22 protein-coding genes are annotated in these 25,095 nt (G+C 71.6%); 3 read left to right on the top strand and 19 right to left on the bottom strand.

Annotated elements, in window-relative coordinates; genetic code table 11:
• Position 1: 1 nt before the first annotated feature.
• The 10 genes from ABD371_RS08250 to ABD371_RS08205 all read right to left on the bottom strand — a co-directional run bounded on the left by ABD371_RS08250 (position 2) and on the right by ABD371_RS08205 (position 11,042).
• Positions 2 to 643: a sugar O-acetyltransferase gene (locus tag ABD371_RS08250; RefSeq protein ID WP_344474378.1), complete on the bottom strand. Its 642-nt coding sequence runs from the start codon at positions 641 to 643 to the stop codon at positions 2 to 4.
• A gap of 39 nt (positions 644 to 682) precedes the next feature.
• Positions 683 to 1,534, bottom strand: coding sequence for an endonuclease/exonuclease/phosphatase family protein (locus ABD371_RS08245; RefSeq protein WP_344474376.1), 852 nt, complete (start codon positions 1,532 to 1,534; stop codon positions 683 to 685).
• On the bottom strand, positions 1,531 to 2,526 hold the full coding sequence (locus ABD371_RS08240; RefSeq protein ID WP_344474374.1) for a methyltransferase: 996 nt from the start codon (positions 2,524 to 2,526) through the stop codon (positions 1,531 to 1,533). Before ABD371_RS08240 ends, ABD371_RS08245 begins: the two co-directional genes overlap by 4 nt.
• Positions 2,523 to 3,698, bottom strand: a complete 1,176-nt coding sequence (locus ABD371_RS08235) for an MFS transporter (protein WP_344474372.1) — start codon at positions 3,696 to 3,698, stop codon at positions 2,523 to 2,525. Before ABD371_RS08235 ends, ABD371_RS08240 begins: the two co-directional genes overlap by 4 nt.
• The gene (locus tag ABD371_RS08230; protein WP_344474370.1) at positions 3,695 to 4,315 is read right to left on the bottom strand and encodes a DUF1349 domain-containing protein; all 621 of its coding nucleotides are present in this window, start codon (positions 4,313 to 4,315) and stop codon (positions 3,695 to 3,697) included. The genes ABD371_RS08235 and ABD371_RS08230 overlap by 4 nt, the downstream gene beginning before the upstream one ends.
• Entirely contained in the window at positions 4,312 to 5,139 is an 828-nt protein-coding gene (locus ABD371_RS08225) for an SDR family NAD(P)-dependent oxidoreductase (protein ID WP_344474368.1), read from the bottom strand. Before ABD371_RS08225 ends, ABD371_RS08230 begins: the two co-directional genes overlap by 4 nt.
• A 5-nt stretch (positions 5,140 to 5,144) precedes the next feature.
• Positions 5,145 to 6,530 carry a glycosyltransferase gene (locus ABD371_RS08220; protein WP_344474366.1) on the bottom strand — a complete coding sequence of 462 codons (1,386 nt, stop codon included), beginning with the start codon at positions 6,528 to 6,530 and terminating at the stop codon, positions 5,145 to 5,147.
• Positions 6,511 to 8,346 carry a 1-deoxy-D-xylulose-5-phosphate synthase N-terminal domain-containing protein gene (locus ABD371_RS08215; RefSeq protein WP_344474364.1) on the bottom strand — a complete coding sequence of 612 codons (1,836 nt, stop codon included), beginning with the start codon at positions 8,344 to 8,346 and terminating at the stop codon, positions 6,511 to 6,513. Before ABD371_RS08215 ends, ABD371_RS08220 begins: the two co-directional genes overlap by 20 nt.
• A complete protein-coding gene (locus ABD371_RS08210) occupies positions 8,343 to 9,665 on the bottom strand; it encodes an aminotransferase family protein (RefSeq protein WP_344474361.1) in 1,323 nt (440 codons plus the stop codon). Before ABD371_RS08210 ends, ABD371_RS08215 begins: the two co-directional genes overlap by 4 nt.
• Before the next feature lie 246 nt (positions 9,666 to 9,911).
• Entirely contained in the window at positions 9,912 to 11,042 is a 1,131-nt protein-coding gene (locus ABD371_RS08205) for a phosphotransferase enzyme family protein (RefSeq protein WP_344474359.1), read from the bottom strand.
• A 1,120-nt stretch (positions 11,043 to 12,162) separates the two neighbouring features.
• On the opposite strand from ABD371_RS08205, the gene ABD371_RS08200 reads away from it, so the two are divergent.
• Entirely contained in the window at positions 12,163 to 13,992 is a 1,830-nt protein-coding gene (locus tag ABD371_RS08200) for a glycoside hydrolase family 3 protein (RefSeq protein WP_344474357.1), read from the top strand.
• A 116-nt stretch (positions 13,993 to 14,108) separates the two neighbouring features.
• On the opposite strand, the gene ABD371_RS08195 is transcribed toward ABD371_RS08200, so the two are convergent.
• The 4 genes from ABD371_RS08195 to ABD371_RS08180 all read right to left on the bottom strand — a co-directional run bounded on the left by ABD371_RS08195 (position 14,109) and on the right by ABD371_RS08180 (position 19,054).
• Positions 14,109 to 15,356 carry an aminoglycoside phosphotransferase family protein gene (locus tag ABD371_RS08195; protein WP_344474355.1) on the bottom strand — a complete coding sequence of 416 codons (1,248 nt, stop codon included), beginning with the start codon at positions 15,354 to 15,356 and terminating at the stop codon, positions 14,109 to 14,111.
• A 40-nt stretch (positions 15,357 to 15,396) separates the two neighbouring features.
• Complete coding sequence (locus tag ABD371_RS08190; RefSeq protein WP_344474353.1) at positions 15,397 to 16,587, bottom strand: class II D-tagatose-bisphosphate aldolase non-catalytic subunit; 1,191 nt, start codon at positions 16,585 to 16,587, stop codon at positions 15,397 to 15,399.
• 194 nt (positions 16,588 to 16,781) lie between these two features.
• Positions 16,782 to 17,810 (bottom strand): LLM class oxidoreductase, encoded by a 1,029-nt coding sequence (locus tag ABD371_RS08185; RefSeq protein ID WP_344474351.1) that lies wholly within the window; start codon positions 17,808 to 17,810, stop codon positions 16,782 to 16,784.
• Positions 17,807 to 19,054 (bottom strand): MFS transporter, encoded by a 1,248-nt coding sequence (locus ABD371_RS08180; RefSeq protein ID WP_344474349.1) that lies wholly within the window; start codon positions 19,052 to 19,054, stop codon positions 17,807 to 17,809. The genes ABD371_RS08185 and ABD371_RS08180 overlap by 4 nt, the downstream gene beginning before the upstream one ends.
• 188 nt (positions 19,055 to 19,242) lie before the next feature.
• On the opposite strand from ABD371_RS08180, the gene ABD371_RS08175 reads away from it, so the two are divergent.
• A complete protein-coding gene (locus ABD371_RS08175) occupies positions 19,243 to 19,722 on the top strand; it encodes a MarR family winged helix-turn-helix transcriptional regulator (protein WP_344474347.1) in 480 nt (159 codons plus the stop codon).
• A 100-nt stretch (positions 19,723 to 19,822) separates the two neighbouring features.
• On the opposite strand, the gene ABD371_RS08170 is transcribed toward ABD371_RS08175, so the two are convergent.
• The 5 genes from ABD371_RS08170 to ABD371_RS08150 form a co-directional block, all read right to left on the bottom strand.
• Positions 19,823 to 20,488 carry an HAD-IA family hydrolase gene (locus ABD371_RS08170; RefSeq protein WP_344474345.1) on the bottom strand — a complete coding sequence of 222 codons (666 nt, stop codon included), beginning with the start codon at positions 20,486 to 20,488 and terminating at the stop codon, positions 19,823 to 19,825.
• Between the two features lie 62 nt (positions 20,489 to 20,550).
• The gene (locus tag ABD371_RS08165) at positions 20,551 to 21,309 is read right to left on the bottom strand and encodes an AfsR/SARP family transcriptional regulator (RefSeq protein WP_344474343.1); all 759 of its coding nucleotides are present in this window, start codon (positions 21,307 to 21,309) and stop codon (positions 20,551 to 20,553) included.
• A gap of 66 nt (positions 21,310 to 21,375) precedes the next feature.
• Entirely contained in the window at positions 21,376 to 22,032 is a 657-nt protein-coding gene (locus ABD371_RS08160; RefSeq protein ID WP_344474341.1) for a ThuA domain-containing protein, read from the bottom strand.
• A gap of 45 nt (positions 22,033 to 22,077) precedes the next feature.
• Positions 22,078 to 23,262, bottom strand: coding sequence for an FG-GAP repeat domain-containing protein (locus ABD371_RS08155; RefSeq protein ID WP_344474339.1), 1,185 nt, complete (start codon positions 23,260 to 23,262; stop codon positions 22,078 to 22,080).
• Positions 23,263 to 23,855: 593 nt separating this feature from the next.
• Positions 23,856 to 24,416 carry a carboxymuconolactone decarboxylase family protein gene (locus ABD371_RS08150; protein WP_344474337.1) on the bottom strand — a complete coding sequence of 187 codons (561 nt, stop codon included), beginning with the start codon at positions 24,414 to 24,416 and terminating at the stop codon, positions 23,856 to 23,858.
• A 253-nt stretch (positions 24,417 to 24,669) separates the two neighbouring features.
• Here ABD371_RS08150 and ABD371_RS08145 point away from each other — a divergent pair, with 253 nt between their 5' ends.
• The gene (locus tag ABD371_RS08145; RefSeq protein ID WP_344474335.1) at positions 24,670 to 25,089 is read left to right on the top strand and encodes a hypothetical protein; all 420 of its coding nucleotides are present in this window, start codon (positions 24,670 to 24,672) and stop codon (positions 25,087 to 25,089) included.
• Positions 25,090 to 25,095: the final 6 nt, after the last annotated feature.

The following is a 25,095-nucleotide window of genomic DNA, read 5'->3' as shown; positions in this document are numbered from 1 at the left end:
GTCACAGCCCGCGGACGATTCGGGCGGGGTTGCCCACCGCGAGCACCTTCGGCGGCAGGTCCTTGGTGACGACGCTCCCCGCGCCCACCACGGTGTCCGCGCCGATCGTCACCCCCGGCAGGACGGTCACGCCGCCGCCGAGCCAGACCCGGTCCTCCAGGGTGATGGGCCGGGCCTGCTCCCACATGGTGCGGCGCAGCTCGGCGTTGAGGGGATGGTTGGCGGTGAAGAGCTGGCTGCGGGGGCCGACGAAGACGTCCGCGCCGAGGGTGATGGGGGCGCAGTCCAGCATCATGACATCGAAGTTGACCTTCGTCCCGGGGCCGAGCTCGATGAAGAAGCCGAACTCGCACAGGAAGCGGGGCATCACCCAGCCGCCCGGCCCGAGCCCGCCCAGCAGCTCGCCCAGGACCGACTCACGGGTACGGAAGTCGCTCAGCGCGGTGCCGTTGAACCGGTCCAGCAGGTCCATGCAGCGCTTGCGGTACGGGCGCAGGGCGGGGTCGGTGGCCGAGTACAGCGCACCGCTGGAGAGCCGGGCCTTGATCCGGGCCAGCTCGGCCGGGTCGGCCGGGCCGGGGCCGGGGGTCTCGGCGGCGGGTTCCGCGGGTGCGGACGGGGTGCCGGGTGTCGTCGGGTTCATCGGTGGGGGAACTGCCTTTCTGCGTACGGTCCCGGCCGCTCAGCCGCGGCGGAGCCGGAGGGTGATCGGCCGGTGGTCGGAGGCGGCGGGCCGGGCCCCGTCCGGGTGCAGCCGGGGGTCGTCCAGCGGCTGGTAGGAGGCGAGGTCCGGGGCGAGGGCGGGAGCCAGCAGGAACAGGTCGATACGCCGTGCCGCCTCCCCGGCCGGATGGAAGCCGACGGTCGGCGACCGGTCGCCGGCCGTGGCGCCCGCGTCGAGGAGGAGCGGTTCCCGTACGGGGCCGAGCAGCCGCTCCAGCGGGGCCCGGTCGGCGTGCTCCTCGCCGGGCGCCGTGTGGTCGGCGCGCCGGTGGCGGGGGACGGCGGACCAGTCCGGCTCCGGGTCGCCCGGCGGCACCGTGTTGGCGTCCATGGCCAGCACCGTGGGGTGCGGCGCGCCGGGGTCGGCGTACTGGCGCAGATGGTCGGACTCGATCCGCCGGTTGGTGGCGCTGAACGGGTCGAGGTGGGCCACGACGAACCGCAGGGGCGTCGAGCGGCCCGGCAGCCGCAGGGTGACGCTGCCGTGGCCGTGCCACTGGGCGAGTCCCGGCTCCGGCTGCTCCACCTCGATCAGCTCGATGTCCCGCTGCCAGAACACGGCCAGATTGCAGCCGGTCCTGGCGGGGAAGAGCACACCGTCCATGCCGAGGGCGGACTTCGCGTCCTCGAAGAAGGCGCCGTCCTCGAACTGCCAGCACCACCCCTCGGTGGTCATCAGCACCCGGGGCCGGTGGTCCAGGACCAGATCCCGCTGGAGGTGCCAGCGCTCGTCGCTGCCGTGGTGGCGGTCGATGCCCGCTTCCCAGAGGTTCCAGAACATGATCAGGTCGCACTGCTCCGGCGGGGTCATTTGATCCCCACGACCATGGACTCGGGACCGTCCAGGTGCTCCACACAGACCTGGCCGAAGCCCGCCTCGCGCAGCCAGGCCAGGCACTCCGCGCCGGTGTAGTCGAAGCCGCCGGGGACCTCGGAGTGCATGATGAGACTGAGGATCAGCCCGACGGCGTTGCTGCTCCGCTCGTCGTCGATGAGCGTCTCGTAGATCAGCACCGCGCCGCCGTCCGGCAGCGCCTCGTGGGCGGCGCGCAGCAGCCGCAGCTTCTCGTCCCGCCCCCAGTTGTGCAGTACGTGCCCGAGGACCAGCACATCGGCGGAGGGGAGGGGGTCGCGGAAGAAGTCGCCCTCCTGGAAGGCGATCCGGTCGGCGACCCCGAGGCGTCCGGTGTACTCCAGGAAGCCCGCCCGGGCCGGCGGCAGGTCGAACCCGATGGCGGTCAGATGGGGGTGGTGGGCCAGGACATGGCCGGGCAGCGCGCCCTCGGCGCAGCCGATGTCGGCCAGCGAACGGTACTTCTCCCAGGGGAACTTCACGGCGATGGCGCGGGCCGGGCCCATGCTGAGCGCGGTCATGTCCTTCTGGAACGCGCGCACCGACTCCGCCGCGGCGTACATGGTCCGGTAGAAGTCCCGGCCGTCCTCCGCCTCGTTGACGGCCCGGCCGGTGCGCAGCACCCCGGTGAGGTCGTCGGCCATGCCGGGGCACTGGGTCATGAAGCTGCCGCCGAGATAGGTGGCCGGCCGGTTCGCGTCCAGATACTCCGCCGCCTCCGGCGAGTTGGCGTACCGGCCGTCGGCGCGCACCAGCAGCCCGAGGGCGACCAGGGCGTCGAAGAAGTCGGCGGCGGGACCGGGGTGCAGGCCCAGGCGGTCGCGGAGGTCGGGGCCGGTCAGCGGTGTTCCGGCCAGTTCGGTGAAGACCCCGACCTCGACGGCGCTGAGCATGGTCCTGGTCTTCCAGTGGGCCCACATCAGGTCGGTGACGGGCTGCGGCGAGATCATACGGGGGTCTCCATTTCATGGCGGGGAACCGGCCGCGGAGCCGCGGTACCGGATCCGCGGGCCAGCCGGGCGGCGACCGCGACGGCCAGTCCGCACAGCAGCGTCAGAGAGGCGAGGGCGAGAGGGATGACGGCCGGGTGGCCCGGGGCCGCCAGGCCGATGAGATACGGAAGAGCGGCGCTGCCGACGAGATTGGCGATCAGCAGCACGGAGTTGACCCGCTGTGGAGCGGGCAGCAGGCTGTTCGCCCAGGCGAGCGCGGTGGGGAAGACGGCTCCCAGGGCCAGCCCGGCCAGTCCGTAGGCCACCGGAGCCGCGGTGTCGGCCAGGGTCGCGGCCAGCGCTCCGGTCGCGGCGAGCAGACACAGGCCGATCAGCCGGGGCTGGGCGAGCCGGCGCGCCGCCCACGGGACGATCAGCCGGCCGAGGGTGAGCCCGGCCCAGAACAGTGCGGTGGCCCGCGCCGCGTCGGCCGGGGAGTGGCCGACACCGGTCAGATGGGTCGACTCCAGTGCGCCAATCCCGGCCTCGACGCCCGCGTACACCAGCGCCAGCAGGGCGAAGACGGTGAGCAGCGGTGCCGACGGGCGCGGCGCGGGGCCGGTGCCGGGCCGGTTGGGGGCGTCCCCCACGGCCGTGGCCCGTACCAGCGGCAGCGACAGGACGCCGGTGACCAGCAGCAGCCCGGACACCTCGCCCCAGTGGCCCACCAGCAGCGGGCCCACCGTGGCCCCCGCGCCGAAGCAGGCGTGCAGCAGATTGAGCAACAGCGTCGCCCGCGGCATCGAGGGCCGGGCGAAGCAGGTGTTGAGGCGCAGGATCAACCCGCCGAACCCGGCCCCGGCGACCAGGGCGAAGACGCACAGCACCCACCAGGCCGGTGCCAGGGCCATCCCCGCGGCACCGCCCGCGAACGCCAGCAGCAGCGCGATCGACAGCGGCCGGCCCGGCAGCCGCCCGGAGCCGATTCCACAGCCCGCGATGGCGATCAGCGCGCCCAGGTTGTAGAGGACGACCAGCTCCGTGCCGCCGCCCTCCGCCAGCCCGTACTCCGACCGCAGCAGCGGCAGAGCCGCCCCCGGCGCACTGGTGACCGCGCCGAGCAGTACGGAGAGAGCCAGCGCAGGACCGACCGGCGGCCGGGACCCGATGACCGGTGCGCGCCCGGTCACCGGCGGTCGTCCAGGGGGACGGGGCTGAGGCGCAGCGGCTCGAACCGGCCCGTGGCGGACGGGGAGAACGGCGCCTGCGCGAAGACGCCGAGCCGCAGCTCCGGGGCGGCGAAGCCGAGGAAGGTCCGGGCGAACCGCCAGTCCTCCCGGGGCGACTGGCGGAAGAGGACCGCGAGCCGACGGCCCTGGCGGGTCAGCAGCAGATCGGCGGCGGGGCCGTCCAGGGCGGGTCCCATCGCCTCGTCGGACAGCGGGCGGGACAGTACGGTGACCACGGCCCAGCCACCGGCCTTGGTGCGCTCCACGCACACCTTCAGCCAGCCGTCCTCGCCGTGCAGGGACAGTCCCGCCGCGTCGCCCAGCGCCGAGCCCCGGACGGAGATCCGGGTCCAGGCGGTGAAATCGCCCGTGACGGTCCGCTGGAGCAGCGGCAGCGAATCCGCCTCGTACGAGCCGGGCAGTGCGTACAGATCCGCGCCGCCCGGTGCCTCGATGCGCAGCGACTCCCCGGTGCTGTGCCAGGACAGGGGCTCCCCCTGCCACTGCCAGCCGTCCCCGGCCCCGCCGCCGGACCCGTCCCCGCCGCCGGGCCAGGGCACCTCGTCGCCGATGGTCACGGGGCCGTCATCCCGCCGTCGACGCTGATCGCCTGACCGGTCATCCTGGTGGCCGCGGCCAGGAAGACCACCAGCTCCGCGATGTCCTCGGGGGTCTGGAACTCCCGCTGGGGGATCATCGAACGCATCCGGTCCCAGCACTCGTCCTCGCTCTCCCCGGGGCGGGTGAACTCCGCGAGCAGATACCGCCACATGTTGGAGCGGACGATGCCGGGGCAGACGGCGTTGACCCGGATCCCGTCCCGGGCGACCTCCTGGGCGAGCGCGGCGGTGAAGCCGACGACGCCGAACTTGGCGGCGCAGTAGTGCGCGACCTTGGCGAAACCGGAACGGCCGGAGACCGAGGAGAAGTTGACGATGGCACCGCCGCCGGAGGCGCGCAGCAGGGGGAGGGCGCTCCGGGCGGACAGGAAGACACCGTCGAGGTTGCCCGAGACCACGTGCCGGAACTCGGTCAGCTCCATGGTCTCCACCGGGCTGACATGGGTGACCCCGAAGGCGTTGACCACCGCGTCGAGGCGTCCGGACCGCTCGGCGAGATCCGCGTACAACTGCCGGACCTGCTCCTCGTCGCTCGCGTCGGCCTGTACCGCCCGTACCTCCAGCCCCTCCCCGGTCAGCCGGGCCGCGAGCTGCCCGGCCTCGGAGAAGCCGGTGACCCGCGTGGACCGGTAGTGGTTGAACGCGGAGGGCAGGGTGTCGGTGTCGGCGACCACGACCCGCGCCCCGCGCCGGGCGAACCCTTCCACCACGGCGGCTCCGATGCCCCGGCCACCGCCCACGACCAGCGCCACCTTGCCGGCGAAACCCGTTGCGAAGTCCATGTCTCTCATTCCTCTTTCTCTCCGGCGCCCGCGCCCACCGGCGAAGGCGCGAGACGATAGGTCAGCGGCGGCAGCACCAGGGCGTCCAGCAGCCGGGGGAAGGCCCGGTAGTCGGCGAGATTGCGGTCCGGCCGGTCGACCAGCTCCCGCAGCGCGGCCCACTCCCCGGAGTCCGGGGAGTTCCCGGCGGCACGGGCGTCCAGCGCGCGGTGCACCGCCCGGTCGCGCCGTCCGAAGAAGTCGGTGAACAGCCGCTCGGCCCGCTCCAGGGCGAGCCTCGGATCGACGCCGGTGCGGGCGGGCACCCGTACCGCCCGCGGCAGCGTGGTGTCGTGGCCGGGGACGGGATCGACCGGTTCACCGGACAGGGCGCGCAGAAACGTCTCGTCCCGGAAGGGCGAAGCGCTCCGCACGGCGGCCGGGGCGTAGTCGCGGTCGAGCAGCTTGCGCGCCAGCACGCCCTCGTCGATCCGGCCCAGCGGTCCGACCCGGCTCATCGTGAACTCGCTCGCGGTGTCCAGGACGGTGGGGACCAGATTGCGGGCGGGGAGCAGCTCCACAGCGGGTCCGACGTCCGCCGCCAGCACCGGCACACCGTGTGCCAGCGCCTCCAGCACCACCCGCCCGAGGGTCTCCCGGGAGGCCGTACTGGGGAAGAGCAGCACATCGATCCGGGCGAAGAAGTCGGCGAGCCGGTCCTGGCCGATCGTGCCGGGCAACTCGACGGCACCGGGCCGGACGCCCAGCCCGCCCAGGGCCGCGCGGACCGCGTCCGTCTCCCAGCGGGGATGGTTGGGCTTGCCCGCGCACACCAGACTCGCCCGGCCGCCGCTCTCCCGGTGACAGCGGGCGAACACGGTCAGCACCTGGTCGAAGTTCTTCGCCAGCGACAGCGCACCGAGATAGCCGACGCGCAGCGTCTCCCCGGGCCCCGGAGCGGGCACGGGATCCCTGCGGGGCAGCCGGTCCAGCATGGGGTAGGCCACCGCCGAGTTCTCCTCGGTGACGGAGGCGAAGTGGCGGACGAACAGACGGCGGGTGTACTCGGTGGGGAAGAGCGCCAGGTCGCCGGGGAGCACCAGCGGCGCGCACAGCTCCTCCTGGGCCCAGTACCCCGACCACAGGGCGGTGTGCACCTCACGCACGATCCGGAAACGGCCGCCGGTCCGCTGCCGCCAGTGGTGATAGAGGAAGGCGTACGGCCCCGACCCCGCGTAGACCACGTCGCCGGGCCCGGCCGACGCGACGCTCTCCGCGCCGAGGGTCAGATCGTGCCAGGCCACGGGGTGACGCCGGGTCAGCAGCCCGGCCGTCTCCCGGTGCATCAGGATGGCCCCGTCGAGAATGCCGTCGTCGTCCGGAGCGCGGTAGTCATGCGTATGCAGTCGCACGCGCGTCCTCCCCGTCGCTTCCGTCGCTTCCGTCGCTTCCGTCGCTCCCGTCCGCGGTGCCGTCGGCGCCGTCCCGGAGACCGCGCAGCAGCTCGCCGAGCTGCTCCGGGCTCATGCCGTGCAGCCGCAGCTGCTGGTCGTGCACGCGGTTGGCGATGTCCTGGCGTACGGCGTGCACCCGGGCCGGGAGCAGATACGCGGTGCGCAGCCGCTCGCCGAAGCCGCCCTGGGCGCCGTTGTACTCGACCGTCAGAAGCCGTCGGCAGGCGCGGAGCCGGGCCAGCGTGGCACCGTCCAGGACTGGATCCAGGGCCGCGCAGTGCAGATGCGGGATGTTCAGGCCGAGGTCGCGGTTGGCCTCGGCGACGAGCACCCCGGCGTAGCCGAAGGTGACCACGGCCGCCTCCGGCCGCTCGTCGCCGGGCGGGGTGAGCCAGGTCGCGCCGTCCACATCGGCGGCACAGTCCACCGGGGGCGGATCGAACCTGGCATCGACGGCGCTGATCACATGGGTGGTGTCCGGATGCCGCCCCAGCCGGTCCAGACAGGCGGCGAACTCGGCCGCGGTGACCGGCTCGTACACCCGGGTGTTCAGCAGCTGCCCCAGCAGATTGGTGGCGTTGTGCGCGCCGCCCCACGCGCCCCAGCTGCGCCCGGCCAGCACCAGCAGATTGCGGACGCTGGTGGTCGCCTCGGTGAGCATGCTGAGCGAGTCCATGTAGTACATCGCGTCGGTGGCGACGACCTTGACGGTCTCCTCGGGCAGGGACAGCGTCATCCCCAGGCTGAGGGTCTCCGCCAGCCCGGTGTTGCTGTACGGGACCGCGCCGCGCAGACCGAAGCGGGCCGCCATGTCGGCGGTGAACACCACCAGATCACGGCCGGTGCGCTCCTGGTAGGCGGCGAGCGCCGGGCCGGAGGTCCCGGCGAAGGGCACCTTCGCCGGGAGGGCGGGGGCGGCCGGCGCGGCGGGGGCGGGGGGCTTGAAACTGTGGTCGCCCTTGCGGGTACGGCACACCAGGGCGGCGGAGGACGGCGCGGCCAGCAGCTCGCCGAGGGCATCGCGGACGGTGCCGGTGTCCAGGCCGTCGACCTCCTCGACCCGGTCGAAGTAGCTCGCCAGATAGCCGCGGCTGAGCGGCTTGAGGAGCGGCTCGATGCCCATGTCGTTGGCGTCCACGACCAGGATCAGATTGGTGAGGTCCACCTCGTGGGCGAAGCGCAGACACTCGAAGACCACGCCCTCCTGGAGTTCGCCGTCGCCGGCCAGACAGACCACCTTGCGGTCCACCCCCCGGCGGGTCAGGTCCCAGGCGAGGCTGACGGCCTGGGCCACGCCCACCCCCAGGCTGTAGCGCATGGTGTTGGCGAAACCCAGATCCTGGTGGACGACGCCGGTCAGCCCGCCCTGGTGGAGGGTGGCCAGCGGCGCGAACGGAAAGGCGCCCCGGACATAGTGCTCGGCGTAGAAGGCGGGGGCGATGTGCCCGCGTCCGACGATGAGATCGGCGGGGCCCGGCCCGTCCTCGGGCACCAGACCGAGATCGAAGCAGGCCCGCACGATCGGGAGCGAGGACAGATTGCTCTGGTAGTTGCCGGCCCCGGCGATCTCGTGCATCCGCAGCAGCACGCGCGCGCTGTCGTCGTAGAGCCGCTCGGGCACTGCGGCGGCCAGCTTGCGCAGGCTCTCCGGCAGCGAGCCGCTCCAGACACCCGCCTCGAACTCGTCGAGCTCCCGGCGGACCACGGCGCGCTCCCGCTCGGTGAGGCGGGGCGGCGCGGTCGGGCGCTGGAGGATGGTCCGCAGCGTGTTCACCGGCCCGCCCCGCAGACCTCGTCCAGGGCCTCGCCGAGAATCCGCAGCGTCTCGTCCGCCTCGGCCTCGGTGGTCACGAACGCGGGAGCCAGCACCAGCCAGTCGTCCTGGCCGCGGAGGATCAGCCCCCGCTCCAGACAGGCGCGGGCGACCCGCTCGCCGACCGGGCCCTGCCCGCCGTCGGGGCCGGTGAGCTTCGCGCCGTACAGCAGACCGATGGAGCGCAGGGTGCCGCGCCCTTCGACCAGCTTCCGCAGCCGGGGCTCGATGAACCCCGCCAGCTCCCGTATCCGGGTGAGGTAGTCGCCGTCGTTGAACAAGGTCACCGCGGCCAGGCCCGCCGCCGAGGCCATGGGGTTGGCGGCGTAGGTGTGGGAGGGGGCGAAGGAGCGCGGTCCGCCCTCGTCGCCGAGGACGGCGGCGATCCGCTCACTCATCAGAACGGCGGCCAGCGGCGCGTAGCCGCCGGATATGCCCTTGCCGACGCACATCAGGTCGGGGGTGACCCCGAAGGTCTGCGCGGCGAAGGGGTTCCCGGTGCGGCCGAAGCCGGTGACGATCTCGTCGAAGGCGAGCAGGATGTCGTGCCGGTCGCAGATCTCGCGGAGGCGGGTGAAGTAGTCGGCCGAGGGGATGGCCATGCCCCGCAGATGGATGACCGGCTCGATGACCAGGGCGGCCACCGAGTCGGGCCCCTCGGCCTCGATGGTCCGCTCGATCATCTCCGCGGCCAGCGCGGCCGACCGCTCGGGCTCGACGCCCCAGAATTCCTCCAGACAGTCCGGCGGCCACACATGGACGACGCCGGGCAGACCGGGACCGAAGCGGCTGACATCGGGGCGGCCGGTCAGGCTGAGCGACCCGAAGGTGGCACCGTGGTAGCCGTGGTAGTGGCTGAGGACCTTGACCTTGTCGGGCCTGCCGTGCGAGCGGTGGTAGAGGCGGGCCAGCCGGATCGCGGCCTCGATGCTCTCCGAGCCGCCGTTGACCAGCTTGGCGGCCGTGATGCCCTCGGGCGCCAGGTCGACCAGGGCCTGGGCGAGGCCGAGCGCGGCGCGGTTGGCACCGTGCAGCGGGGGACTGAACGGCAGGGTGTGCAACTGCTCCTGGACGGCTCGGGCGATGGGCTCGCAGTCGTATCCGAAGCAGGTCACGAACACCCCCGACAGGGCGTCCAGATAGCCGCGCCCGTCCGCGTCGGTCAGCCGGACCCCCTTGGCGGAGGTGAAGAGGCGGGAGTCGGCGGAGTGAGGGACCTCGAAGCAGTAGGCGGACAGATCGGTGGGCCACGGCGAAGCCGCGGACTTCTGTGCGGGCATGCGGGGACTCTCTCTGTGCGGGGACGGGTCGGGGAGGGTCGGGGAAGGGCGGCGCGAGGCGACGTGAGGGCGACTCGCGCCGTACGCGCGGTGAGGCGGAGGGGAGGGGGACCCGGACGCGCGGTCCCGGGAGTACGCGGTCGATCACGCGCCGGGCCGGCTCACGCGCCGGGCCGGCTCACGGGCCGGATCGGCTTGCGCGGCGGGCCGGCTCACGCGCCGGATCGGCTTACGCGCCGGATCGGCTTACGCGGCAGGAGCCGTGAGCAGCTCGTGGATCTCCCGCCGGCGCGCCGGCGACAGCAGGTCGAAGTAGCCCAGCCAGACGGGGCTGAGGATGTTCCGCTCCAGGATGTCCTTGGCGATGTCGACGATCACCGGCAGCGCGTGGGCCATGAGCAGCGGCATCAACAGAGCCTCCTCGCCCGGCCGCAGCAGCCCGCGGGCCCGTGCGGCGGCCGTGAAGGCGGCGAGCGAACGACGCCGCCCGGCCGGGTCCGCGACCCGGCCGGCCGCCTCCGCCAGCCAGGCCAGGTCCAGCAGCCGGTCACCGAGGTGCGCGTTGTCGAAGTCGAGGACCCCCTGGACGCACGGCCGGCCCCCGGGGCCGTCGGCGGTGAGCAGGAAGTGGTGGTGGTGCAGGTCGCCGTGGACCACCCCGGGCCGGGGAACGGGGTCCCCCACGGCGGGCACACCGGCCGCGCGCGGCAGCCGTCCGGTCGACACGACCTCGCGCAGCGCCCCGGCCGCGGCCCGGTGCCAGTCGCTCCCGCCCCGCTCGGCCAGTGGCAGCAGCCGCTGTTCGGCGTCCTCGAGCGCCGTGGGCCAGTGCTCCTCGTCGACCAGCCGGGGCAGCGGGACACGGGCCAGTTCCGCCGCCACTCCCGGCGGCAGCTCGTCCAGGGCGGTACGCAGTTCCAGCCCGGTGCGCACGACCTGCTGGGCCTGCGCGAAGGTGAACGAGGGGGTGGCGGCCCCGTCCAGCCGGGGACTCAGCTCGCAGACCAGCCCCTGGCACCACACACCGGTGGCACCGTCCGGCGTGGGCACGGCCGCCGGGACCGGCACGCCCCGGTCCCAGCAGTGCGCCGCGATCCGTTCCTTGAGGGGGTAGAAGCGGCGCTCCCGCACGGCGTCCGGGTTCAGCTGCACCTTCAGCACATGGGCGCGGCCGGGCAGGTCCACCTGCCACAGCCCCGCGGTGTGGCTGAGCGGCGCGGCCCCGCCGGAGGAGAAGGGCCGTACCGGCACCCCGGCCCAGGGCTCGCCCCAGCCCGCCGCCAGCACTGCGCGCACCCACTCCGCGCCGCCGGGCGGCGCACCGGGCGCGGGGATCTCGTCCCGGCGCTGCTCCTGCCATTCGTGACTGCTGCGCATGTCGTCCTTGCTCGCGTGGGCCGGTGGGCGGCGATCGTCCCCGCCGGAGGGATCGGCGACGGGGAGTCGTTCTGACGGGTGACCGCGCCGGCCGGGGGTGTCCTTCCGGTGCGATCGGTGGTGCCGTGACCGAGCATGTCGGGTCGGCCGCAGGCCGGACATCGTGGAAGACCGCATGGCTGGATTCGCGTGCGGGCGCGAATTGATCTCGTGGATTGCCGTATGCGGCCGGATCCCCGCCGGCGCGGGGGCGGAGTCCGTCCGTGCCCTCGGACGGCCTGGGCGGGTTCACCGGGAAGCGCCTCGAAGAACCCCTCGAAGAGCGCCCCGAATTCCGGCGCGAGGCGCGCATGGCCGAAATTCTGCCCAGCGGGGAGAGCGTCCCGGCGACCGCCGGCCGGGCCGTCATCGCCCGGTCGTCCATCAGCCGCCTCGCGGCCGGGGACGGGGGTGTCGCAGTCGCCGCCGGGCCCCGGCGGCCATTCCTGTGGACTGAATTGCTCGGCCCGGCATTCCATGTCCCGAACATTCGTGCCGTGTGCGGTATTGCGGTGCGCAATCGAATGGCAATTCCCCGGCGAGTCCGGACCGAATCGACTCGGATGAAGCCATGTCGAAATCTGTGACGACGAAAAATTCTGGGACCCCTGGGCGCGGTGCACGCCGGAGGGTTTGCGACTTCCGGGTGAGACGGGACGCCTCGGCGGCGTCGAGGGCCCCGGCGGAGTCGTGCAGGTGCCCTGGGGTCCGCCCGAGCCGTGAGCCGGCGCGCGCCGCCACCGTGGGTGGTCGGCCGAAATCGGAAGGTGTAAACGGAATATATGAATCCCGAAAAATTGCTCAGCGTTGACCGGCGATAACGGAAACCCGCACCTTCCCGTGCGGTGGTGCGACCGGCCGCCCCGTCGGCCCGCCGCAGCCGTCCCGGACGGGCGTCGAATTGGTTTACGCACACGGGGCACCGAGGAGCATAGGTGGGCATACCTCTGGGTGTGCCGGTCGATTTACCTCCGGGTTTTAAATATCACTTGCCCGACCGGGCAGTGGTCAGTAATTTTCCGGCTAGCCATTTCTTCCGAAGTTTCTCCACTTCGATATCGGGCAAGGCCGGAAGGTAACCATGCACAACCGGAGTCTCTCCAGACGTACCCTCATCGCCGCTTCCACCGCGACCGTCGCCACGGCCGCCGTCGCCCAGGGCAGCACCCCCTCCCTGGCCGCCGAGAGCCCCGGGTCCCGGGACGAACGGCTCAAGAAACTCATCTCCGGGATGAGCCTGGAGGAGAAAGTCGGCCAGGTCTTCGTACCGTTCGTCTGCGGTCCGTCGGCCACCGAGCCCGGTGAGGAGGCCGCCGAGGCCAACCGCTACCTGCTGGGTGTCAGCACCGGGGCCGAGGCGGTCGCCAAGTACCACCTCGGCGGGGTCATCTACTTCGTCTGGTCGGGCAACCTCAGAAACCCCCGGCAGATCGCCGGTCTCTCCAACGGGCTCCAGCGGGCCGCGCTCGAAGCCCCCGCCCGACTGCCGCTGCTGATCTCCGTCGACCAGGAGTACGGCGCGAACGTCCGGATCGGCGCACCGGCGACCCAGCTGCCCGCCGCGATGGCCCTCGGCGCGGGCGGCTCGGTGCGCGACGCCCGCTCCGCCGCCCGTATCGCCGCGACCGAACTGGCCGCGATGGGCATCCGCCAGAACTACGCCCCGGTCGCCGACGTCAATGTCAACCCGGCCAACCCGATCATCAACGTACGCGCCTTCGGAGCCGATCCCCGCGCCGCGTCCCGGATGGTCACCGCCCAGGTCGAGGGGTACCAGCGGGCGGGTGTGTCCGCCGTCGCCAAGCACTTCCCCGGCCATGGCGACACCACGGTGGACAGCCACTTCGGCCTCCCGGTGATCACCCACACCCGCGAGGAATGGCAGCGGATCGACGCCCCGCCCTTCCGGGCCGCCATCGCGGCGGGCATCGACTCGATCATGACCGCGCATCTCCAGATGCCCGCGCTCGACCCGAGCGACGACCCGGCCACGCTCTCCCACCCCATCATCACCGGAGTGCTGCGCCGCGAACTCGGCTACGACGGCGTCGTCGTGACCGACGCGCTCAATATGAAGGGCGTCCTGCTCAAGTACGGCGAGGAGCGCGTCCCGGTACTCGCCCTGAAGGCGGGAGTGGACCAGCTCCTCTACCCGAACAATCTGCCCCTCGCCTGGAACGCGGTCCTCAAGGCGGTCAAGGACGGTGAACTCGCCGAATCCCGCCTGGACGAGTCGATCCTGCGCATTCTGCGCCTCAAGGACAAGCTCGGACTGTTCCGCAACCCGTACACCGACACGGAGCAGGTGGACTGCCGGGTCGGCACCCGGGGGCACCTCGCCACCGCCGACCGCATCGCCGAGCGCACCACGACCCTGCTGGTCAACAAGGGCGGACTGCTGCCCCTGAACAGACGCAGGCAGAAGAATCTGCTGGTCGTCGGCGCGAACGAGAAATTCCCCCACGACGAGAGCCTCAGCTCCCTGCCCACCCTGGCCGACGCCCTCACCGAGCTGCGCTTCACGACCACGGCCCTGCCCACGGGGCTCACCCCGGACACGTCCCGGATCGACGCGGCGGTGGCCGCCTCGCGCGACAAGGACGCGATCGTCGTCCTCACCCACGACATCGCGGCCGACGACGGACAGCGGACCCTGGTCCGGCGGCTGATCGAGACCGGGGTGCCGGTCGTCCACGTCGCCGCGCGCAATCCCTACGACATCGCCCACCTCGACGGAGTGGAGGCATCCCTCGCCGCCTACTGCTGGACCACCGTGGAACTGCGCGCCGCCGCACGGGTGATCGCGGGCCGCGCCGAACCCCGGGGCGAGCTGCCCGTACCCGTGCAGCGGGCGGACGACCCCGCCCGGGTGCTCTTCCCCCTGGGCCACGGACTCTCGTACGACGACTGACCCGGCACCCGGCACCGCCCCGCCCCGGATCTCCGGGGCGGGGCGGTGCGGTACCGGTCCGGGGCTCCGGCGGGCCGGGGGGAGTGGTGGGGTCGTCCCCGGCCCGCCGGGCGCACTCAGCCGAGGTGCGACAGCGCGGCGTCGTGGTCGACCCGCCCCTCGGCCTCCAGCTGACGGATCGCGTCCTCCAGGAAGAGCACTCCGTACAGATAGTGGCCGGTGGCCAGGTCCACCGGGTCGAGCTGGTCCTCGCTGTCCTCACCGGTGCGCTTCTTGATGTCGGAGAGACGGCATGCCGCCTCTCCGAGCAGATGGAAGGCGTGCCCGATCAGATAGCGGCTCTCCCAGCCGCGGTCGTTCTCGGTGAGCCGCCGGAACTCGGGCAGCCCGCGCAGCAGGCCCAGCAGGCCGTCCGCCGCGGAGCGGTACGCCGGGTAGTTGCCGCCGTCGATGGCGACCTGCCAATCGCGGTCCTGCCGCTCCAGCCGGAAGCCCTTGCGCAGCCCGGCGTCCCACACCGTGAAGCTGAAGAGGATCTTCGACAGGTCGTACGCGGGGTCCCAGAGGCCGAGGGTGCCGCGTGGGTCGATGATGCGGTAACCGCCCGTGTCCGCGCCCGCCAGGGCCGCCTCGTCGGTGACGAGGATGTTGCGGGTGTTCAGATCGCCGTGGATCGGGTAGTACAGGCGCTTCGGGTCGATGCCCGACGTCAGCCGGGGGTCGTCGAGGAGCCGCTGCGCCTGCTGGAGCGGATTGCGGCAGGTCACCCCGTTGACCACGATCTCCGGGGCGTCCACCAGCGAGCTGGGCAGATACTTCTGGAGCAGCCAGAAGCGCCGGATCAGCCGGTCGCCGTGCACCTCGGAAATGTGTCCGGGCCCGGTCTCCGCGCTGTCGCGCAGATGGCCTTCTCCGATGAGGTCGGAAAGGATGGTGCGCAGCTGTGGGGCGTAGCGCTTCTCGATGTCCTCCCCGGCCCTCAGGGGTGCCGCGATGTCCTGATTCGGGTAGAAGGGCATGGTGTAGGCGGCCCAGTTCTCCCCGTGGAAGGCATGGGACAGCTCGGTGTAGACCCCGCGCAGCGCGGGGATCTCGTCGCGGATCTTCTCGATCTGCTGGATCTTGACCCGGAAGGACTCCAGGTCGTGGCCGTCCACGGCGCCGGGGATGTCGACCAGCAATTTGATGACCTGCGGATCGCCGTCCGGCAGGTCGAGCTTGGCCAGCCGGGCGGGTGAGCCGCCTTCGGTCAGCTCGTCGGCGAGGGTGCCGCCGAGCCGGCCGGCCAGCTCGGCGAGGAGAGCGTCCTCCTCCTCGCCCACATCGGGGGCGGTCGACGGTCCGGTCTCGTGCTGAAGAGTCATGGGAGATGCACCTCGTCGTCGGGTGTGAGGGGGGCGGACGTCAGCCGGCGATACCGGCGGGGTGCCCGGTGGGGCGCCCGGCGGTGGCCCGAGTCTCGGGGAGCGCGGCGGCGTAGTGGTCGATGGAGCTGTCCACGGCGTCCCGCAGCCGGGCGTCGATGTCGATGCCCCGCTTGTCGGCCGTGTGCCGGACCGCTTCCTTGAGGGCCAGGAAGCCCTCGGTGGCGAAGGTGTAGTGACCGGCGATGACGGCCCGGTCGGTGTCGCTCGCGGTGGTCCGGGGGTGCATCCACTTGCCCCAGGACTTGCTGTTGTAGGCGGCTTCGAGGAACCGCTCACGCTGTACGGGAAGGTTCAGCTCGTCCAGCAGGGCGAGGAAAGCGCGGGTCTCGACGACGCCGAACTCGGGGGCCACGTTGAGCGCGTCCACCCCGGCGGCGTTCAGGTACGTGAGCTGTTCGCGCGTCAGATAGTCGCAGTTGTGCGCCTTGAGGGCGATGCCGTGCCGGCTGGTGATCCCGACCAGTGTCCGCACCGTCGTGGCCACGGCGAACGGCGCGATGGTGAGCGCGCCCACATTGCGGGTCTCCATGACCTTGGTGGCGGTCTGCGCGACGATGAACGTCGGCAGGGGCAGTCCGGCGCCCTTGAGCCGGTCGAGGGCGGTGGAGACCTGCTCGTCGAACTCCGCGGGGTCGTTGGTGTCGCCGCCCTGGTCCTCGAAGCCGATCTCGAAGAGGGTGCCGCGGCCCAGGGAACGGGCGGTCTCCACGGCCTGGCCGTAGAGTTCGACGGCCCGGTCGATCGCGTCGTCGAGGGGGGCCACTCCGTCGAGGTCGACGGAGGTGTCGATGTGCAGCAGGTCGAAGCCCTGCCGGATGTCCTCCTCGTACGACTGGGCCGCGGACTTCATGGCCTCGCCGAGCGAGTAGCGCTGGAGCTTCTCCTGGGGGTTCTGGTAAGGGCCGCCGTGGTCGCGGCAGAGCAGGATCAGTCCGTCCGGGTCCTGCGAGCGGACGTACTCGGCGAACGACTCGGTCGTCCAGCCCTCCACATAGCCGCCGCCCTGGGCGGCCGTCTCCACCTGGCGGCGGCTGGGGATGAGCATCAGACGGCGCTGTCTGCGGTAGGCCACCTGTATCGCCGCGTCCACCGCGTTCTTCGACATCGGTCCGACACCGAGACGGGACGGCACGGACAGGCCGCTGACGGGCTGGGGAGAGTTCGTCACGGGGAGTTCCTCCGGGTGGGGGGTGCTGGGTTCGTTGCGGTGCCTTGTGCTGACAACCTTGTCGAACCCGGCTTTCCTCGTAACTTCGTCTGCCTTTCTTGTGGATGACGGACCGTCGCGGGGACGGCCGGTCCCCGGGGCGGTTTCCCGGGGGGCACGGCCTCCCCGCCCCGGTGGCCGGTCCGCTCCCGGCCTCAAGAGGTCCCTGCGGTCCTCCCGGGGGCGGTGCCGGCCGCGGGGAAGCCGGGGAGTACGTACTCGGCGATCTCCGCGAGGGCGTCGTCGACCGGCCTCCGGCTCAACCGGAAGTTGAGCGCGACATGCGAGACCTGTGCCTTCTCCAGATCCGCCAGATAGTCGATCAGAGTGTTCCGGCCCAGCCGCGCGCCGAAGCGGATCGGCCGGGCAGGGGTGTCCGGGTCGTCCGTGAGGTCGACGAGCATGGTGGTCAGCAGCGGTCTCCACCGGTCCGGCCCGCAGGTGTCGTGCCAGCTCTGGGCGACGGGCCGCATCTCGGGTCCGGGGCGGTGGTAGGTGAAGTGCCCGTCCGTGTGGGCCGCGAGCCACTCGGGGCTCTGTCTGCCGCGCCCGGCCATGATCAGCGGGACGGCCCGCTGCACGGTGGCGGGCAGGACGCGTACGGAGCCTTCGACGTCCTTGCTCCTGGCCGACTCCCAGGCGTCGCGCAGGACTTCCACGGCCTCCCGTACGGCCTCTCCCCGGCGGGCGTGCTCCAGGCCGAAGAGCGGGTACTCGAACGGCCGGTCCCCGGAGGCGATGCCGAGCAGCAGCCGTCCCCCGCTGAGCCGGTCGACGGTGGCGGCCATCTTCGCGACATGCAGCGGGTGGCGGAGGGGGAGGGCGATCGCGGCGGTGCCGAGCAGGATGTCGCGGGTGACGCCGGAGAGATAGCCGAGATAGGGGAACGGGTCGAAGACCTGGCCCGCGTCCCCGAAGCCCGGTTCCCACAGCGGTACGTCGCGCAGCCACAGCGCCGCGAACCCGAGGCGGTCGGCCAGTACGGCGAGTTCGCCGTGTCGTCGCATGTCGGGTACGCCGGACGGCCGGCCGTCGGACTCGGCCCGGTGGCCGCCCTGCGGCGACCAGTCGTTGTCGAGGGGCAGTTCCACCCCGACGGTGAGCCCGCCGGGAGCGGGGGCCAGCCGGTCCAGCGCGGACGGGACGGCGGGGAGTGCGGGGACGGTGGGGACGGCAGGGCTCATCGGGCTTCCACGGGGGAGGTTCCGATGTCGTCGGCGGTGCCGCCCGCGGTGGTCCGTGTCTCCTCGTCCGGGCCGGCGGGGAGATCGCGGTCGGCCGGCTTGCCGTGGGCGTCGAGCCAGCCCGAGTAGACGGCGATGCCCAGACCCACCAGGGAGATCACCGCGGCGACCGGCCCGAGGACCGGCAGGGAGTATCCGGCGGCGATGACCCGGCCGCCGATGAACGAACCGGCGGCGTTGGCGACATTGAAGGCGGAGATGTTGAAGGAGCTGGCCACGGCGGGCGCGTCGCCCGCCTTGGCGAGGATGCGCATCTGGAGGGGCGGCACGGTGCCGAACGCGGTGGCCCCGAGGAGCAGTACCGAGATGGCGGCGGCCGTCTTGTTCTCGCTGGTGAGGCTGAAGGCCAGCAGCACCAGGCTGAGGGCCAGCAGCACCACGTACACCGTGGGCATCAGATGCCGGTCGGCGGCCTTGCCCGCCAGGAGGTTGCCGCCGAAGAGACCGACGCCGAAGAGGACCAGCAGCCAGCTCACGGTGGACTCCGCGTACCCGGTGACATCGGTGAGCAGAGGGGTGATGTAGGTGAAGAGGGTGAACACGCCGCCGTAGCCGAAGACGGTGATGAGCAGCGCGAGCAGTACCTGCTTGCGCCGGAGCACGGCGAGTTCCGCGCGGAAGCTGGGCGGGTTCTGCTGCTCGATGACCGGTACGAGGACGGCGATCCCGATGGTGGCGATCAGCGAGATGCCCGAAACGACCCAGAAGGTCGAGCGCCAGCCGTAGTCCTGCCCGAGGAAGGTGCCCAGAGGCACACCGAGCACATTGGCCATGGTCGCGCCGGTGAAGACCATGGCGATGGCGCTCGCCCGCTTCTCCTTGGGGACCAGGTCGGCGGCGACGACCGAGGCGATGCCGAAGAACGCGCCATGGGCGCAGGCGGTGATGAACCGGGCGCCCATGAGGATGCCGTAGTTGGGCGAGAGCGCGCACAGCAGGTTTCCGACGAGGAAGATGCCGCTGAGGATCAGCAGGGTCCGCTTCCGCGGAAGCCGGCCGAGCAGCGCCGTGAGGGTGGGGGCTCCGACGACGACCCCCAGGGCGTACCCGGTGACGAGCAGGCCCGCGGAGGTGATGCTGACGCCTAAGTCGTCGGCGACATTGGGCAGTAGGCCCATGATCACGAATTCTGTGGTGCCGATGGCGAAGGCGCTCAGTGAGAGCGCCAGGAGAGCGATGGGCATGGAGGTGTCCTCTGTCCGTGTGCGGGAGGCCCGTAACGCGCCATGAGGCATGGCTTGTCGAGAATCAGCGGCGTCAACATATATGCTCATGCATAGAATGTCAACACATCTATTGTTTATGCATATCATGTAAGGGCGTGCTAGGGTTCTGTGAACCCGTCTGTTCGCACGAGGAAAAGGAGACATACGTGCCACTCATCAATCAGGTGAGCCCTCACATCGAGCTGCCGACCGTCCTCGAACAGCGCTGGCAGACGGTGCGTCTCCTCACGGCGCGCCTGGAGGAAGCGCTCTCGAAGGCGCTCCAGGCCGAACACCAGCTGTCGGTCTCCGAGTTCTCCGCGCTGGCCGCGCTCGCCCACTCCGACGACGGCGGCCATCTCCGCCAGCAGTTCCTGGCCGACGCCATCCCCCTCAACCAGAGTTCGGTGAGCCGCCTGGTGGGCCGACTGGAGAAACTGGGACTGACCGAGCGGTATCTCTGTCCTCATGACCGCCGCGGCGTCTACACCCAGATCAGCGAAGAGGGACAGGCCCGGGTCGTGGCGGCCCGGATCACCTATGTCCGAGTGCTGGAGGAGACCCTGGGGGAAGCGGCCGAGAACGAGGCGTTCGCACCCCTCGCCGCCTGGCTCACCCGGGAGGCCGCCCCCCAGCGGTCCGCCTGAACCCGGCGCCTTCGGAGCGCCGGGGCCCGGCCGGAGGCCCGACCCCGGCAGCGAACACCGCCCCTGAGCGGAAGGCGGCCTCGGGACCGGCCCGGTCAGCTCAACGGGGCAGTCGCCGCTCCACCACCCCGATGAGTCCCAGCAGTTCGGCCGGGCTGCCGACCGTCACATCGACCAGCCGGGCCGACGCGCCCAGACCCGCGCCCGCGATCCCCACCACTCTGGCGCCCGCCGCCCGCGCCGCCCGCACACCCGCGTCCGCGTCCTCCACCACCAGGCACTCCCCGGGAGGCACTCCCAACCGCCGGGCGGCCTGCAGATATCCCTCCGGGTCGGGCTTCCCCCGGACGACATCGTCCGCCGTGACCAGAACCTCCGGCAGCCGGAAACCCGTCGCACGCAGCCGGGTGGTGGCCGTGGCCCGGCTCCCCGACGTCACGATGGCCCAGGGAAAACCCTCCAGCTCCTCGGTCAGCTCAACAGCCCCCCGGCAGGCGGAGATGCCGCCCAGATCCGCCGCCTGCACCCGCTCCAGCTCCGCGCCCTCGCGCTCCGCGTCAAGATGCGGAGCCAGCAGAGCCACGGTCTCGACGGCCCGCCGACCGGGCAGCAGCGGGTGGACCCGGTCCCACGGAACACCGTGCTGCGCCGCCCACGCGCGCCACACCCGGTCGATCACCGGCGCCGAGTCCACCAGGACACCGTCCAGGTCGAACAGCACGGCACCGGCACTCAGTACGGCATTGAATTCATTGCCTGTGGACATGGTCTCTCCTTCGCAGAGATCAAGAGATCAATGGTCGTCTTCAGCGGCGGCCGGCATCGGCCTCACGCCGCCAGCACTTCCTCGAAGAGCGCCCGGAGCTGCACCCCCGGCTCCACCCCGAGCTCCTTCACGAACACATTCCGGGCCGTACTGAAGGTGGCGACCGCCTCCGCGCTGCGCCCGGCCTCCAGCAGCGCCTTCATCAGGAGGTACCAGGTGTTCTCCCGCAGGGGGTGCACCGCGACGAGACGGCGCAGGTCCGCCACGGCACACCCCGGCTCGCCGCCGGCGATCCGCAACTCGTGCAGCCGCTCGGTCAGGTCGAGCTGCCGCTCGCGCAGCTGGAGCCGTGTCCTGTCGTACGCCGCCGCGGCCGGCACATCTTCGAGCAGCTCGCCCTGCCACAGCGCGAGCGCCTGCTCGATGCACCGGCGCTCCGCCGTGTCGTCCCCGCTCTGCCGTGCCACCCGGGCCCCCGCGCACCAGTCCTGATACGAGGTCAAATCCGTGTCGAGCCGGTCGCAGACCACCCGGTAGGAACCCTCCTCGGTACGGATGACAACGTTGAGCCGCCGGTCCGCCCGAGCCAGGGCGTGCCGTAGCCGGGCCATATGGATATGCAGCGCACCGCGCTCGTTGTGGGGTCTGCGGTCGTCGTCCCACAGATATCCGACCAGTTGCTCCAGGGAGACGGACCGGGGCGCCTCCGCCAGCAGCAGGGCCAGCAGCACCCGCTGTTTCTGCGCCGGAACATACAGCCGCTGTCCGTTCACGGAGACGCTGAACTCTCCGAGCAACTTGGCCTCAACAAATAAACTCATGACCTTCCCCCTGTCGGACGGACCGTCGCCGGGATTCAGTGCGTGTGCTTCTCGCGTCGGCCAGGGTCAGCGGCTTGCCCAGCCCAGTCCCTGGCGTATCAGCCGAGTGACGTCGGGATGGCTCAGATCCTTGAGGTAGTGACCGACCGAGCAGTAGAAGACCCGGCCGGCACCCCAGCGGCGCACCCAGGCGACCGGCATCCGCCGGCCGGCGAGCCAGGGCAGGTGCTCGCCGCTGAACTCGGTCTCGGCCAGGACGTGATTGGCGGGATCGACGTGCATGTAGTACTGCTCCGACGCCACCTCGAAGTCCGCCACCCCGGCGGTGACCTCGTGCGAACGGTCGGTGATCGAGACGGTGTAGGGGACCTCGACCCCCTCGCCCCCGGGGTGGGAGACACAGGAGCCGCCCACCAGGTGGTTGTAGCGCAGGCTCGCGCGAAACGAGGCCGCCATGCCGTGCCAGCCGGCGACCCCGGCCCCGTTCTCGACGGCGTGCAGCAGGCTGTCCTCCTGGCGGGCGGTCAGGGACTCGGTGGTGTGCGCCTGGGTCCAGCCGATGACGATCAGGTCGTAGGCCGACAGATCGGCTTCGAGGCGGTAGGGGTCGTTGATGGCGTCGACGGTCAGTCCGAGGTCCTTCATCTCTGCCGATGCCCACTCTGCGACCTCGTACGGCTGGTGGCCCGGCCAGCCGCCGTACAGATACAGGACACGTGTCACGGTGACTCCTTGAGGGGGGTTGGGGATGTGGGGCGGAAGGGGGGTTCAGACGCCGAGGTTGCGGTACAGGGCCACCACGGGGTCCTCCGCCAGGAAGTAGCCCGGGGTGTAGTAGCCGATGGTGGCGAAGTCCAGCCGGCCGTCCCCGGAGAAGTCGGCGACGGCGATCCGGGCGGCCGAGTCGTACGACACCCGCCGCTTCACCCAGAGCCCGGCACCGGCGTCGACCGCCTTGTAGAGGAAGACGCCCTGCCACGGCAGGGGGCCGCGCAGCGCCACGAGGAACTCGTCCTCGCCGTCGCCGTCGAGATCGGCGGCGACGACATGGTGCCCCGGGCCCTCGCCGACCTCGTTCGGATCGCCGTACACATCGAGCACGGTGCGCTGCCACAGCCCGCCGTCGGCGGACTCGGTGTACACGGCCACGGTATTGCCGTGGAACGGCTCCACCGCCGCGGCGTACCGCACCTGTTGGCCGGGCAGCGACCCCACCGCGACACTGTTGCTTCCGCGGAAGCCGGTTCTGCCGTGCTGGCTGTCCTCGCCGGCTCCCAGACGGCGCGCCTCGAAAGAGCGGCGGGCCGTGTTCCAGCCGTACTCGCTGAGGCCCTCGCCACTCGCCACGTACAGCCGTTCAAGTCCCGAATCGGCGGGGGCGGCGGGGGTGTAGTCGTGCAGGAAGGTGAAGGACGACCGGTCGACCGCCGAGGTCTCCCAGCCGGCCGCGCCCAGGACGTCGTCCGGACGGTCCAGCACACTCACCGCGGCGGGCTGAGCCATGCCCTCGCGCCCGCCGGCCCCGCCGACCACGGGCAGGACCAGCAGCTGAAGCCGGTCGGTCCGGGTGAACCGCCCGAGCCGCAGCCGGTGCGCCGAGGTGAGCCCGCCGATACGGCGGCGTTCCCAGGGGCCGTCCTGCCCTCCGGGGCCCGGGTTGCGCAGCCAGGAGATGGTTCCGTCGTGCGGTTTGTGGGCGTACATGCTCTCGCCGTAGTCATGACAGACGACGAGATCCATGCTGCCGTCTCCGGTGATGTCCGCGGCGGCGTAGGCGACCGGCTGACTCAGCTCGGCGATGGTGCGAGGCGTCCAGCCGCCGCCGCTCCGCCCGGGGTTCGCGTACCAGCGGACGACTCCCTCCGCCAGCCCCGATGTCAGGATGCCGGGCCGGCCTGCACCGTCGAGGTCGACGGCCTCGATCCAATACCCGTCGGTAAGCCCATCAGCCACCACTTCGCGCTCAAAATGCGGTATCTGCACAGGTCCTCCACAGTTTGCATACCCGCCTGAACTTAAGTTGCACGCACATAAAATGCTTGCGCGTAGATTACGGGTAACGCATCACCATCCGAAGTGACCTGCGTCACACAGAAATGATGATGGTGTGGCTGATTCCGCACCCTGACGGAGAGTCATCACCCGGAGTTCCCGCAGGCCGTGCGCGAGGGTGATCGGGGACGGGAATTCCGCATCGTCCCTGGGAGCGGTCCCGCCGAGGGTGCGGTGCGTGCCTCACCTGTCACATTCGCCACCGTCGACCGTATGCGCCGCGTTCCGGACGCGTGCGGGCCGGTTAGCGTCCTTGAATGCACGCGCCACCGCCGGTCCGGCGGCCGATGGCGGATATTCGCACGATCTTCACTGTCTTCGGCACCGGCTTCGGGAGAGCTATTACGCGGCGATTACCGACGGCTGGTTCCCGGATGGGTGCACCCGTGGGCAACCGCACGGGTGTGCCTGCCCAGCGACGAGGGCCGGCCCCCCGACGGGGGACCGGCCCTTGCTGAAACGTTTCTGACGGAGTCGATCAGTACGTGAACCTCTCAGCCGGTGCCGTCCGCCGCCGCCTTCGAGCCCACATAGCCCTGGCTGGTGATCCGGCGCGCGGCTTCGGTGTAGTAGCCGGGTTCCGCCGGCAGCGCGGTGCCCAGTGCGTCCACATAGCGGTTGTACATGCAGAACGCGGCGGCGATCAGAACCGTGTCGTGGATCTCGGTGTCACCGGCCCCCTCCGCCCGGGCGGCCGCCACCGCGGCGTCGGACACCGGGTGGGGCTGCTCCCGTACCTCGGCCGCGATCCGCAGCAGCGCCCGCAGCCGCTCGGACACGGGCGCTGTGTCCGGCTGGTGGAGCACCGCCTTCACCAGGTCCTGGCCGCCTTCGAGCTGCGCGGCGGCGAAAGCGCTGTGCGAGGCGGAGCAGAAGCGTGTGCCGTTGAGTTCGGAGACGTACGCGGCGATCAGCTCGCGCTCCCCGCGGCTGAGCGGTGACGGGCCGCGCAACAGTGTTTCGACCAGCTGGGACAGCGGGGCGCCGGTGTCCTTGCGGTGGGCGAGCAGACCCGAGATGCCCGGCAGATCATTGCTCAGTTCGATGTGCGGCACTGTGCGCTTCCCTTCGTGGGGCGAGCGGTTCGACGTTTCATCCTCATCAGCTCCCGTTCCCGGGAGCAACTCCCAGATTGCGGCGGTTCGGTGAGGACGCGGTGACCGTCTCCCACGGGCGGTCGCACGAGGGCATGACGCGCCATGGCTTGATTCATATAATCGTTCGGGTGGGGTCGCGGCGATGTGCGGCACACGCACCGCTCGCTCCGGCGGGCGGTGGGGCGGGAAGAGACGATACGGGGATCACAGCATGGTGTTTGGGCAAGGAGCCGGGCCGGGCGCGGCCGGGGAGCAGTCCGTACTGCTGAACGGGCTGCCGCCGGACGGGCCGGCCGCCCCGGGCGGCGGCCAGGGCGACCTGGCGTCGACGCCGGCCGCCAAGCGCGCCGCCGCCAACACCATCGAGTCGGAGCTGGAGCCCCGCACCAAGAAGGCCGGCGACCGGCCCGACGACGCCAACGGCAAGGTCATGAGCGGCCTCGACAACTGGGCCACCGCCGCCGGGATGAAGACGGTCCAGGAGACCTGGGACCAGCAGGTCAAGTCCCTGATGGGGCGGCTCGCCGGGGAGAAGGGGGCGCTGCGCGCGACCGTCGGCACCCTCCAGGCCACCGACGGGGAGCGCAAGGCCCGTATCGGCGCCGTCCAGTCGAACTTCGACAAGTACTAGACCGCC

Origin of the sequence: Streptomyces amakusaensis (assembly GCF_039532665.1) — a bacterium.
Classification (GTDB): domain Bacteria; phylum Actinomycetota; class Actinomycetes; order Streptomycetales; family Streptomycetaceae; genus Streptomyces; species Streptomyces amakusaensis.
Note: the sequence above shows the minus strand (reverse complement) of the source record. Positions and strands in the feature narration are given on the sequence as shown.